The sequence below is a fragment of the Agromyces albus genome, assembly GCF_004134825.1.
Taxonomy (GTDB): Bacteria; Actinomycetota; Actinomycetes; order Actinomycetales; family Microbacteriaceae; genus Agromyces; species Agromyces albus.
Genome location: NZ_SDPN01000067.1, coordinates 1 through 12,339 on the forward strand (window position 1 = coordinate 1; position 12,339 = coordinate 12,339).

Sequence of the window (12,339 nt, forward strand, 5' to 3'; positions counted from 1 at the left end):
GGGCGCGTCGGCGCCGTCGCGCTCATCGCCCTCGGTGCCGTGCTGGCGGCCCTGCTCGCCGCCGTGCACGTGACGCAGGGCGCGTCGAGCGTCGGTCTGCCCGAACTGCTCGGTCTCCTCGTCGGCGGCTCCGACGACCAGGCCGCCGCCGTGCTCGTCGCCTCGCGGATGCCGCGGCTGCTCGCGGGCGTGCTCGTGGGCGTCGCCCTCGGCGTGGCGGGCCTCGTCATGCAGACGGTCTCGCGCAACATCCTCGCCTCGCCCGACACCCTCGCGGTGAACGCCGGTGCGTACCTCGCGGTCGTGGCCGTCACCGCGTTCGGCGTCGTGCTGCCCATCGTGGGCGGCGGCGCGGTGGCGTTCGTCGGCGGCCTCGCGGCGGCGACCCTCGTGCTCGCACTGTCGGCCGGTGCGCGCGGCGGCGGCACGGTGCGCCTCGTGCTCGCCGGTTCGGCGATCGCACTGGCGCTCGCGGCGCTCACGACGATGCTGCTGCTGCTCTTCCCCGAGCGCACGACGGGCCTCTACGCGTGGGGCAACGGCACCCTCGCACAGACCGGCATGGACCCGATGTTCCAGCTCGGCCCGGTGGTGCTCGTCGCGGTGGGCGCCCTGTTCGTGATCGCACGGCCGCTCGACCTCGTCTCGCTCGGCGACGACACCGCGACGACGCTCGGCGTGCGCGTTCGCCGCACGCGGCTCGGCGGCATCCTGATCGCCGTGCTCCTCTCGGCGGCGGCCGTGACGATCGCCGGCCCGATCGGGTTCGTCGGGCTCGCAGCCCCCGCCATCGTGCGGCTCGTCGCCGTGCGCGTGCCCGGCATGCAGCGGCACGTGCTGCTCATCCCCGCTGCGGCCGTCACGGGCGTCGTCGTCGTGCTCGGGGCCGACGTGCTGTTGCGGCTCGTCTTCGGCGGTCAAGCCGCCGTCGCGGTGCCGACCGGCGTCGTCACGACGATCTTCGGTGCGGTGTTCCTCATCGCCCTCGCGTTGCGCGCGAAGGCGTCGTCCGACGGCGCCGCGAGCGGCTTCGTGATGGGTGCGGCCCTCTCGCCGCGTGCCCGGCTGCTCGTCATCGTCGGGGCGGCCGCGCTCCTCGTCGCGGTCGGGGTCGCCTCGCTCCTCCTTGGTGACGCCAAGCTACTCGGTGGCGACGTCGTCAACTGGATCACCGGCCGCGCAGGCCCGCTCGTCGAGTTCGTCATGAACACGCGTGCCCCGCGGGTCGCAGCGGCGATCCTGGCCGGGGCCGCGCTCGCGCTCGCGGGCACCGTCGTGCAGGCGGTCGCCCGCAACCCGCTCGCGGAGCCGGCGATCCTCGGCGTCACCGGGGGAGCGGGCGTGGGCGCCGTGCTCGTCATCACCGCGTGGCCGCTCGCGACGTTCCTGGGGGTCACGGCGGGCGGACTCGTGGGCGCGGTGCTCGCCGCGGCGATCGTCTTCGGGCTCTCCGCGGCGGGTGGGCTCGCGAGCACCCGGCTCATCCTCATCGGCCTCGGCGTCTCCGCGGCGACCGCCGCCTCGACGGCGATGCTGATCATCGCGACCGACCCCTACAACGCCGCCAAGGCGCTCACCTGGATGTCGGGCTCGACCTACGGTCGCACCGTGCCGCAGCTCGTGCCGCTGCTCATCGTCGTGCTGCTCGCGCTCCCGGTGCTGCTCTCGGCGCGGCGGGAGCTCGACCTGCTCGCGTTCGACGACGACACCCCGCGGGTGCTCGGCGTCGCGATCGGGCGATCGCGATTCGGTCTCCTTGCCGTGAGCGTCGCGCTCACCGCCACGGCCGTCGCCGCCGTCGGCGTGATCGGATTCGTCGGACTCGTCGCGCCGCATGCAGCGCGCGCGCTCGTCGGATCGCGGCACGCTCGCGTGCTGCCGCTCGCGGCGCTCCTCGGCGCGCTGCTCGTGTGCATCGCCGACACGCTCGGCCGCACGGTCATCGCCCCGGCGCAGTTGCCGGCGGGCCTGCTCACCGCGGTGGTCGGCGCGCCGTACTTCGTGTGGCTGCTCTGGCGTTCACGGCGCGCGGCGTGATGCAGCGAGGGGGCCGGATGCCGCGTGGCGCGAGCCGCGGCATCCGATTCCGGGGTGCTCGTGGTGGTTCACGAGCGCGCGGCGCATGTGCCAGACTTAGGTAATGCTTACCTCACTTACCGACGTCGAGTCGCGCCCTCGTCCCGCCTACCGCGCCTACCGGGCGAGCGTGTCGCGGGTCGAACGCCTGACGCCGCACTTCACGCGAGTGACGTTCGCGGGCGAGGAGCTCGCGGGCTTCGGCACCGCCGGGCTCGACCAGCGGATCAAGATCGTGCTGCCGCTGCCCGAGGTGGGCTTCGCCGCGTTCCCCGACGTCGACGACTGGTACAGCGCCTGGCGTGAGCTGCCTGCCGAGTCGCGCAACCCGTTCCGCACGTACACGGCGCGAGCGGTGCGCCCCGAGCTTCGCGAGGTCGACATCGACTTCGTCGGCCACGGCGACGGCGGTCCGGCCTCGGCGTGGGCGATGAACGCCGCTCCCGGCGACGAGATCGTGCTCATCGGCCCCGACGAGCTGAGCGAGGGCCGTGCCACCGGCATCGACTGGCGCCCCGGCGTCGTCGACACCGTGCTGCTCGCGGGCGACGAGACGGCGGCCCCGGCGATCGCGTCGATCCTCGAGGCGCTGCCCGCCGACGCATCCGGCGTCGCGCTCATCGAGGTGCCGAGCGCCGACGACGTGCTCGAACTGCGCCACCCGGCGGGCGTCGAGGTGCGCTGGCTGCCCCGTGCCGTCGCCGACGCCGGCCACGGCGGCGAGCTCATCCCCGCCGTGCGCGACTGGGTCGTGCGCCACCTCGTGAGCCGTGCGGCCCTCGTGCCGAGCGAGGATGCCGCAGCGGCACTCGAGGCCGCCGAACGCGCCGACGCCGACGACGCACCGCTGTGGGACGTGCCCGAGGGGCACAGCATCGACGGCGCCTGCTACGCCTGGCTCGCCGGTGAGGCATCCGCCATCACGACCCTCCGCCGGTTCCTCGTGCGCGAGGCCGGCCTCGATCGCCGCCAGGTGGCGTTCATGGGCTACTGGCGGCACGGCCGCGCCGAGCTCGACTGAGCCGGTGGCCGATCGGATGTCGCGAGTCGCGACGGATTCGCAGCACCCTGCCGCGCTCATGAGCCGCACCCGAACCGGCCGCCGACTGCCCCCAGCGACGACGCTCGCGCTCGCCGTCGGACTGCTCGCCGTCGTCGCCGTGGCGAGTCTCGCGATCGGCACCCGGCAGATGCCGCTCGACCTCGTGCTGGGCGCGTTCACCTCGCTCGTGCCGGGTGACGCCGACCAGCTCGTCGTGCGCGAACTGCGGCTGCCGCGCGCGGTCGTCGGCATCATGGCTGGCGCGGCGCTCGGCGTCGTGGCAGCCCTCCTGCAGGGGGCGACGCGCAATCCGCTTGCAGACCCGGGACTGCTCGGCATCAACGCCGGCGCATCGCTCGCGGTCGTCGCGGCGATCGCCTTCCTCGGCGTCGCCTCGCCGTTCGGCTTCATCTGGTTCGCCTTCGCGGGTGCAGCGCTCGCGGCGGCCGTCGTGTTCGCGATCGGCTCCACCGGGGCGAGCGGTGCGAGCCCGGCGAAGCTCGCGCTCACGGGCGCCGCCGTCACGGCGGCGACGACGCCGCTCGTGACGCTCCTGCTCATCAGGGACGACGGCACCCTCCTGCAGTTCCGGTTCTGGTCGGTGGGCTCGCTCTCGGGCCGGGGCCTCGAGAGCGCCGCCGTGCTCTGGCCGTTCCTCATCGCCGGCCTCGTGCTCGCCGCGTGGCTCGCGGGCCGGTTGAACCTCCTCGCCCTCGGCGACGACGTGGCCCGCGGGCTCGGAGTGAGGCTCGGCACGACGCGGGTCGTCACGGCGATCGCCGTCATCGTGCTCGCGGGCACCGCGACGTCGCTCGCCGGCCCCATCGCACTGCTCGGACTCGCCGTCGCGCACGCCGCCAGGGGCCTCGTCGGCGGCGACTACCGGTGGGTCACGCCACTGGCCGCCGTCCTCGGGGCCGTCGTGCTGCTCGCCGCCGACGTGATCGGTCGCGTCGTCGTCGCCCCCGCCGAGCTCGAGGCCGGCATCGTCGCGGCGATCGTCGGCGCGCCCGTGCTCATCGCGCTCGTGCGCCGCACCAAGGGGGGCGGGCTGTGAGGCCCGACGGAGCGCTCGCGAGCGGCACCGGAACGGGCCGCCTCGCGGAGCCGACGCGCGCCGAGTCGGTCGGGGCCGTCGCCATCCTCATCGGCCAGGTACGCGATCGCCGGCGCCGTCGCACGGCGGCCGTGCTCCTCGGCGCGAGCGTGCTCGTGTTCGCAGCCGCCATCGCGTCACTCCTCCTCGGCGCGGCCGGCCTCACCGTCGCCGACGTGTTCGCCGTGCTCGTCGGGCAGGGTTCGCCGAAGGCCGAGTTCGTCGTGATGCGGCTGCGGCTGCCGAGGGTGCTCGCCGCCGTCATCGCGGGCAGTGCGCTCGGCCTCGGCGGCGCGCTCTTCCAGTCGACCCTGCGGAACCCGCTCGCGAGCCCCGACATCCTCGGCGTCACCGGCGGAGCGAGCCTCGCCGCCGTCGGCTCGATGCTCCTGCTCGGCCTCGAAGGGCCTGCGGTCGCACTCGCCGCGTTCACCGGTGCGCTCGTCGTCGCCGGGCTCATGTGGGCGCTCGCGTGGCGCGGCGGCCTCACCGGCATCCGCTTCGTGCTCGTCGGCATCGGCCTCGCCTCGATCGTGTCGGGGCTTCTCGGCTGGCTCATCACGCGAGCGGAGGTGCGCGAGGCATCCGAGGCGCTCGTCTGGATGGTGGGGGGCATCGCGAGCACCGGCTGGAGCGAGCTCGGCACCTCGGGCGGGGCGCTCGTCGTGCTGCTCACGGCCACCGCCGTCTTCTCCCCGCGGATGCCGCTGCTCGCCCTCTCCGACGACAGCGCACGTTCGCTCGGACTCGATGCCACCAGGGCCCGGGCGACGGCCGTGCTCCTCGGCGTCGCGCTCGTCGCCGTCGCCACGGCCCTCGCCGGACCGATCGCGTTCGTCGCCCTCGTCGCGGCGCCGATCGCGCGGGCGCTCATCGGCCACGGGCAGGCCGCGCTCGCCGCCTCGGCGCTCGTCGGCGTCGTGATCGTGCTCGTCGCCGACCTCGTGGCGCAGCACGCGTTCGCGGGCTTCGCGGTGCCCGTCGGCATCGTCACGGGGCTCATCGGCGCCCCCTACCTCCTCTGGCTCATCGCGAGGGGAAACCGGAAAGGATCCGACGGATGACCCGCTCCGCACCGCACTCACTGCGCGCCGAGTCGCTCACGCTCGGCTACGACGGCCGCGTCGTGATCGACGGGCTCGACCTCGAGATCCCCGACGGACGCATCACCTCGATCGTGGGTCCGAATGCGAGCGGCAAGTCGACGCTCCTGCGCGGCCTCGCGCGACTCATCCGGCCCGAATCGGGGCGCGTCACGCTCGACGGGCGAGACATCCGTTCCTACGGCGCACGCGATTTCGCGCGCCGGGTCGCCGTGCTCCCGCAGCAACCGGTGTCACCTGACGGCGTGCTCGTGGCCGAGCTCGTCGCCCGGGGGCGGCATCCGCACCGCGGCTGGTTCGGCGGCCGCTCGAGCGACGACGATCGCATCGTCGCCGAGGTGCTCGAGGCCACGGGCACCGCCGAGCTCGCGGGCCGTGCCGTCTCCGAGCTGTCGGGCGGGCAGCGCCAGCGCGTCTGGATCGCGATGGCGCTCGCCCAACGAGCCGACATCGTGCTGCTCGACGAGCCCACGAGCTTTCTCGACGCGAGCCACCAGCTCGAGCTGCTCGACCTGCTCACCGACTCGAACCGCGACCACGGAACGACCGTCGTCATGGTGCTGCATGAGCTCAACCTCGCGGCGCGCTACGCCGATCACCTCGTCGTCCTCGACGGCGGACGCATCGCTGCAGCAGGCGCACCCGGTGACGTGATGACCGCAGAGACCGTCGGCGGCGCATTCGGGCTCGAATGCGTCGTCACCACCGATCCCGTCGCCGGCTCGCCGCTCGTCGTGCCCATCGGCCGATTCCACCGGGGCGAGTTCTGACTCGACCCCGACCACCACCAGAAAGGGAACACATGCACGCCCGACGCACGTTCGCCGTCATCACCGCCACGGCACTCGCCGCCCTCACCCTTGCCGGTTGCGCCACGACCGGTGCGGCCGACTCCACGGAGGGCGCGGCATCCGACGGTGCCTTCCCTGTCACGATCGAGCACGTCTTCGGCGAGACCGAGATCACCGCCGAGCCCGAACGCGTGGCGACCTGGGGTTGGGGGAGCACCGAGGCGGCGCTCGCCGTCGGCGTCGTGCCGGTCGCGATCGCCGAGCAGACGTATGCGGCGAACGACGAGGGCGTGCTGCCCTGGGTCGCCGACAAGCTCGAGGAGCTCGGCGAGGAGACGCCGGTCGTGCTCACCGACGACGGCGAGGCGCCGCCCTATGAGGAGCTCATCGAGGCGGCACCCGACCTCATCCTCGCGCCGTTCTCGGGCATCACCGAGGAGCAGTACGAACTGCTGAGCGAGATCGCGCCGACGGTGGCCTACGAGGGCGAGGCGTGGACCACGCCCTGGGAAGACGTCGTGACGACGGTGGGCGCCGCCCTCGGCCGTGACGCCGAGGCCGCGGCCGTGCTCGACGAGCTCGACGCCGAGGTCGCCGCGCAAGCCGAAGCGCACCCCGAGCTCGAGGGCAAGACCGTCGCCGCGGTGTGGGATGTTGCGGGCACGTTCTACGTCTACCGGGTCGCCGATGCACGCGCCGAGTTCCTCACGCGATTCGGCCTCGAGAACGCGCCGGCCGTCGACGAGCTCGCGAACGGCGACTCCTCGTTCTACTACACGCTGAGCTACGAGGAGCTCGACAAGCTCGAGAGCGACATCGTGGTGAGCTACCACGACACCCAGGAGGAGGCCGACGCCTTCCTCGCCTCGGCGCCGATCCAGGCGATCCCCGCCGTCGCACGCGGTCAGGTCGCCCAGGTGATCGGCTCGGAGCTCGTCGCCGCGGTCTCGCCGCCGACGGCACTCTCGCTCACCTACGGCCTCGACGAGCTCGTCGCCTCACTGTCCGCAGCGGTGCAGCCCGCGGCCTGATCGGGCTGCGCATTGCGCACAGCTGCATGACGATGGCCCGGACCTGCCGCTCGGCAGGGTCCGGGCCGTTCGTGGTTCACCGCGTCGCGCGTCGCCTCGGCAGGTAGCCGCCCGCTTCGAGCCCGGCCTCGATCTCGAACCGGTTCTTCAGCGGGTTGCGGCCCGCGATGAGGTAGAGGAACGGGAAGAGCATGCCGTACCGCTGCCACTGCTCCTTGTGCACGGCCTCATGCCCGAGCACGTGCACGCCCGTGTTGCGATCGGTGAGGTAGCAGCCGCCGACGCACGAGCCGCCCCGGCCGAACGTCCACTTCGGCATGCCCGTGAAGATGATGAGGCCGTCCTTCACCTCGACGGGCCCCGTGCTCCAGAGGAACCCCCAGGTGAAGCCCACGAGCGTCGCGTACCAGTAGCCGGCGCGGCTGATGGGGGAGTCGGTGAGCCGCACCCGCAGCACCCGGCCGCTCACGCCGCGGTCTCTTCGGTCTCAGCGGGTTCCTCGGTCTCGACCGTCTTCACGTCTACGGCGCTCGGCCGGCCGAGCGCCTCGAGCAGTCGCAGCCACACCTCGCTCACGGTGGGGAAGGCGGGCACCGCGTGCCAGAGCCGGTCGACCGACACCTCGCCGACGATCGCGATGGTCGCCGCCTGCACCAACTCGGCGACGTCTTGGCCGACGAAGGTCGCGCCGACCACCGTGCCGAGCTCCGTGTCGACGACGAGGCGCGCGTGCCCCTCGTATCCGTCGGCGAGGATGCCGGCACCGCTCACGGCGCCGAGATCGACGTCGGCGACGCGCACTGATCGGCCCGCCCGTTCGGCGGCGCGGGCGGTGAGCCCGACCGAGGCGCACTCGGGCTCGGAGAACACGACGTTCGGCACCGCGGAGTGATCGGCCGTCGCGACGTGTGCGCCCCACGGCGCCGCGTCGACGGGCCGGCCGAGCGCTCGCGCCGCGATCACGTCGCCGGTCGCGCGCGCCTGGTACTTGCCCTGGTGGGTGAGGAGCGCGCGGTGGTTGACGTCGCCCACGGCGTAGAGCCAGCCGGCCCCCTCGCCATCGGGGAGGCCCTGCACGAGCATCGTGTCGTCGACGTCGAGCCAGGCACCGGGCTCGAGCCCCACCGTGTCGATGCCGAGCGCTTCGGTGCGCGGCTTCCTGCCGGTCGCGACGAGCACCTCGTCGGCCGTCACCGTGGAACCGTCGCCGAGCGTCACGACGACCTCGTCGGCGTCGTTGCGTTCGACCTTCACGGGTTCGACCCCGAGGCGAACGGATGCCCCGAGCCCCTCGAGCCCGCGCGCCACCGCCTCGCCGGCGAACGGCTCCATCGCGCCGAGCAGGCCGCTGCGGGCGAGCACGGTGACGTCGGCGCCGAGCCCGGCGTAGGCGGTCGCCATCTCGACGGCGACGACACCACCGCCGATGATCGCGAGCCGCTCGGGCACGTGCTTCACGCTCGTCGCGTCGCGGCTCGTCCATGGCCGGGAGTCGGCGAGCCCGTCGATCGGCGGCACGACCGGGTCGGAGCCGGGCGCGACCGCGACGGCGTGGCGGGCGACGAGCGTGAGCTCGGTGCCGTCGGGCCGCTCAACGATGACGCGGTGCGGCCCGTCGAGGCGACCGTGGCCGCGCTCGAGCTCGGCGCCGATGCCCGCGAGCCACTCGACGTCGCCGTCATCCTTCCAGTCCGAGACCCAGTAGTCGCGCCGGCGCAGCACGGCGGCCACGTCGAGCTCGCCGGTGATCGCCTCTGCGGCCCCGGGAACGCGCTTCGCGGCGCGGAGCACTGCGGAGCTGCGCAACAGCGTCTTCGACGGCACGCACGCCCAGTTCGTGCACTCACCGCCGAGCAGCTCATGCTCGACGAGCACGACCTCGAGCCCCGCGGCCCTCGCCCGATCGGCGACGTTCTCCCCGACCGGTCCGCCGCCGATGACGACGACATCCACCTCGCGCTCCATCCCCGACTCCTTCCGGCCCTCGGCACTTGCCGAGCACGCCTGGGGACAAGCCTAGGCAGGCCGGACGACTCGGGGCATCCGTGATTCAGGCGACGTCGGCGGTGGCACCCGACGTGAGCGCGGCGACGAGGCGGAGGATCGTGGGCAGGTCGTCGGCAGCCGCCTCGAGTGAACCGGGCGCGAACCCGGCGATCGCAGCGCCCGCGAGCGGGAATCGGGCCACCACCGCGCGCAGGAGCGCGGTGAGTTCGGTGGCGGCGATGCCGAACGGCATCGGGTACGAGAGACCCGCGAGTGCGGAGGGGTCGAGCACGTCGAGATCGACGTGGACGAAGACGCGCGACGCGCCGGTCGCCTCGAGGGCGGCGATCACGACGGTCGGGTCGGAGAGGTCTTCGACCGTGAGCACGCTCACGCCGTGCTCGTCGATGAAGCGGCGCTCCTCGTCGTCGATCGCCCGGATGCCACCGAGCACGAGTCGATCGGGCGAGATGCGCGTGGACTCGTCGAGGGCGAGCCCGTCGGCGCCCTCACCGGTGATCGCGCGCAGGGTCATGCCGCCGAAGCCGCCCGAGGGCGACGACTCGGGAGTGTTGAGATCGGGGTGCGCGTCGAGCCAGAGCACCGCGAGATCGCCGCCGGTGCGGGCCGAGGCATGTGCCACCGCCGCGACGGATGACCCGCAGTCGCCGCCGATCGTGATCGCCAGGTCGGGCACGTGACCGAGCGCCTTCGCCGTGAGCTCGCGCACCCGGAGGACGGTGCTGTACCTGAGCACGCCCGTACCGAGCGCCTCACCGGCTTCGACCGGCACCTCGACGAGCTCCGTCGCAGAGGAGGGAAGATCGCCGAGGATGGCGATGGCTCCGTCGGCGTGGCTCATGGCGCGGACGGAGACGGAACCTTGCCACATGGGCACGACGACGAAAGTAGCGGGCATGACTCCAAGTATCGCGCCGCGCGGAGCCCGTCGGCCAGTGCGCGCGGATTCGGGAGGGCGGTCGACGGGGGTCGGCGCTAGCGTTGCCGCATGGAGACGAACGTGAGGCCGCTCGGCGATGAGGTCTGGGCCATCACCGGGGCATCCGGGCGAATCGGCACCACCCTGCGCGCAGCCCTCCTGCCCGAGGTGGCGCGGCTCGTGCTCATCGACGTGGTACCGCCCGAGGGTGTCGCGCCGCGCGAGAGCGTACTCGAGGTCGACCTCGCCGATCCGGCGGCGCTGCGGTCTGCGCTCACGGGAGTCCATGGCGTCGTGCACCTCGCGGCGGTTCCCGACGAGGCCGACTTCCACGACCTCGTCGAGGCGAACGTCGTCGGCACGTGGCACCTCTTCGAGGCCGCCCGGCAGGCGGGCGTGCGGCGCGTCGTGCTCGCGAGCACTGCCCGGGTCGTCGGCATGTACGACGTGGGGCAGCAGGTCGACGTGACGCTGCCGCCGAGGCCCGACGGACTCTACGCCGTGACGAAGGTCGCTGCCGAGCAGATCGGCCGCCTCTACGCCGAGAAGTTCGGCATGGAGGTCGTCGCGCTTCGCATCGGCGCGTTCAAGGAGCTGCCCGAGGGTGCTCGCGACCTCAGCATCTGGCTGAGTCCGGCCGATGCGGCACGTGCCTTCCTCGCCGCGATGCGCCACGAGCCGGTCGGGTTCGAGACCGCGTTCGCCACTTCCGACAATCGCGACGGCTGGTTCGACCTCGAGTCCGCGCGGCGCCTCGGCTTCGAGCCCGAAGACGACGCAGCGCGGCACCGCGACGAGATTCCGGGCCGACCCGCGCCGGTCACGAGCGGACCCATGGGCGGGTCGCTCGCGAGTCCCGAGTTCACGCTCTCGAAGCAGCGCCCGTTCTGATCGGCGGATGCCGCCGAGCGGGCCGGCATGCGAACGGCCGCGCCGCGCGATTCGATCGCACGGCGCGGCCGTCGTGGCATCCGCTCAGTGCGAGATGGCGCCCTGAGGGGTGCCGCCGGCCTTCAGCGCGGCCAGCCGGGCATCGACTTCGGTGAGTTCGCCGAGGTCGTCGAGCTCGTTGAACTGCGCGTCGAGGCTCGAGGCGGCGAGTTCGGCCTGGCCGCGGACGACCGCCTCCTCGCGACGGATCTTGTCTTCGAAGCGGCCGATCTCGCTCGTGGGGTCGAGGATGTCGATCGACTTGACCGCGTCCTGGACCTGGCGCTGGGCCTGCGCGGTCTTCGCGCGAGCGACGAGCTCGGAGCGCTTGTTCTGCAGCTGGACGAGCTTCTCCTTCATGCCGTTGAGGCCCGACTTCAGCTTGTCGACGACCTCGGTCTGCGCGGCGATCTGCGGCTCGGCCGCCCTCGCCTCGTTCTCGGCGGAGATCTGGCGGCTCAGTGCGACCTTCGCGAGGTTGTCGAACTTGTCGGCGCCGGCGGCGTCGCCGGAGCTGCGCAGCTCATCGCCCTTGCGGCTCGCGGCGATGGCCTTGTCACCCCACTCGCGCGCCGCCTCGACGTCTTCACGATGGTCGTCTTCGAGGAGGCGCAGGTTTCCGATGGTCTCGGCGATCGCGGCCTCGGCGTCGGCGATGCTGTTGGTGAAGTCGCGCACGATCTGGTCCAGCATGAGCTGCGGGTCTTCCGCCTGGTCGATGAGGGCGTTGATGTTGGCTCGGAGGAGCTGCGAGATCCGTCCGAAGATGGAGTGCTTTGCCATGGTCGTTCCTTTCGTCGTGGTCGTCGTGGTCGTCGTGTCGTCGTGATCGTCGTGTCGGGCGTTGCCGGCGTCAGCCGTCGTGCGCGGAGCGCGGGCTCGGTCGGCGAGTCGCGGGGGTCAGAATCGGCCTCCACTCCCGCGACGGGAGCGCGTGCCCGAGCCCCCGAAGCTGCCTGGCGACCGGCCGGAACTGCGGCCGCCTCCGCCGAAGCCGCCACCGAACCCGCCGCCGAAGCCACCGCCGCGGCGGCCGCCACCGCCGCCGAGCACCGAGTCGATGAGGATGCCGCCGAGCACTGCGCCGAAGAGGTCGCTGCCGCTCGAGCTGCGTCCCGCGCCGCCGCCGAGTCCGCCGAAGCCGCCGAGATCTCCCAAGCCGCCCATGCCGCCGCCGAAGCCGCCGACGTCTCGCTGCGCGAGCGACATCGCCTCGCTCGCGAGCCGCTCGGCGCGCTGTGCCGCGACGAGGGCCGCTTCAGGGTGCGCCTGCGCGGCGCCCTCGGCCTCGACGAGGAGTCGTCCGGCCTCCGCGAGCCGGGTGCGGGCTTCTGCGCCGACGGC

11 protein-coding genes and 1 pseudogene are annotated in these 12,339 nt (G+C 73.1%); 7 read left to right on the plus strand and 5 right to left on the minus strand.

The annotated features are described in order from the left end of the window. From ESP51_RS19415 to ESP51_RS19440, 6 genes are all read left to right on the plus strand, one after another. Positions 1 to 2,037: iron ABC transporter permease (locus ESP51_RS19415; RefSeq protein ID WP_206737370.1), on the plus strand; the 2,037-nt coding region annotated here is incomplete at its 5' end. A 103-nt stretch (positions 2,038 to 2,140) separates the two neighbouring features. Further along, entirely contained in the window at positions 2,141 to 3,097 is a 957-nt protein-coding gene (locus ESP51_RS19420; protein WP_129522516.1) for a siderophore-interacting protein, read from the plus strand. 4 nt (positions 3,098 to 3,101) lie between these two features. After that, positions 3,102 to 4,175, plus strand: a complete 1,074-nt coding sequence (locus ESP51_RS19425) for a FecCD family ABC transporter permease (RefSeq protein ID WP_241843271.1) — start codon at positions 3,102 to 3,104, stop codon at positions 4,173 to 4,175. Then, on the plus strand, positions 4,172 to 5,278 hold the full coding sequence (locus ESP51_RS19430) for a FecCD family ABC transporter permease (protein ID WP_129522517.1): 1,107 nt from the start codon (positions 4,172 to 4,174) through the stop codon (positions 5,276 to 5,278). The genes ESP51_RS19425 and ESP51_RS19430 overlap by 4 nt, the downstream gene beginning before the upstream one ends. Next, positions 5,275 to 6,087 carry an ABC transporter ATP-binding protein gene (locus ESP51_RS19435; protein ID WP_129522518.1) on the plus strand — a complete coding sequence of 271 codons (813 nt, stop codon included), beginning with the start codon at positions 5,275 to 5,277 and terminating at the stop codon, positions 6,085 to 6,087. Before ESP51_RS19430 ends, ESP51_RS19435 begins: the two co-directional genes overlap by 4 nt. A 32-nt stretch (positions 6,088 to 6,119) precedes the next feature. Further along, on the plus strand, positions 6,120 to 7,139 hold the full coding sequence (locus ESP51_RS19440) for an iron-siderophore ABC transporter substrate-binding protein (RefSeq protein ID WP_129522519.1): 1,020 nt from the start codon (positions 6,120 to 6,122) through the stop codon (positions 7,137 to 7,139). 76 nt (positions 7,140 to 7,215) lie between these two features. On the opposite strand, the gene ESP51_RS19445 is transcribed toward ESP51_RS19440, so the two are convergent. The 3 genes from ESP51_RS19445 to ESP51_RS19455 all read right to left on the minus strand — a co-directional run bounded on the left by ESP51_RS19445 (position 7,216) and on the right by ESP51_RS19455 (position 10,044). Then, the gene (locus ESP51_RS19445; RefSeq protein ID WP_129522520.1) at positions 7,216 to 7,608 is read right to left on the minus strand and encodes a Fe-S oxidoreductase; all 393 of its coding nucleotides are present in this window, start codon (positions 7,606 to 7,608) and stop codon (positions 7,216 to 7,218) included. Beyond that, positions 7,605 to 9,104, minus strand: coding sequence for a dihydrolipoyl dehydrogenase family protein (locus tag ESP51_RS19450; protein WP_129522521.1), 1,500 nt, complete (start codon positions 9,102 to 9,104; stop codon positions 7,605 to 7,607). Before ESP51_RS19450 ends, ESP51_RS19445 begins: the two co-directional genes overlap by 4 nt. An 85-nt stretch (positions 9,105 to 9,189) precedes the next feature. Next, on the minus strand, positions 9,190 to 10,044 hold the full coding sequence (locus ESP51_RS19455; protein WP_129522522.1) for an arginase family protein: 855 nt from the start codon (positions 10,042 to 10,044) through the stop codon (positions 9,190 to 9,192). A 90-nt stretch (positions 10,045 to 10,134) separates the two neighbouring features. Here ESP51_RS19455 and ESP51_RS19460 point away from each other — a divergent pair, with 90 nt between their 5' ends. Next, on the plus strand, positions 10,135 to 10,956 hold the full coding sequence (locus tag ESP51_RS19460) for an NAD-dependent epimerase/dehydratase family protein (RefSeq protein ID WP_129522523.1): 822 nt from the start codon (positions 10,135 to 10,137) through the stop codon (positions 10,954 to 10,956). Between the two features lie 84 nt (positions 10,957 to 11,040). On the opposite strand, the gene ESP51_RS19465 is transcribed toward ESP51_RS19460, so the two are convergent. Beyond that, on the minus strand, positions 11,041 to 11,778 hold the full coding sequence (locus tag ESP51_RS19465; RefSeq protein ID WP_129522524.1) for a PspA/IM30 family protein: 738 nt from the start codon (positions 11,776 to 11,778) through the stop codon (positions 11,041 to 11,043). Between the two features lie 117 nt (positions 11,779 to 11,895). Next, positions 11,896 to 12,339, minus strand: a pseudogene (locus tag ESP51_RS20760) (TPM domain-containing protein); the annotation flags it as partial.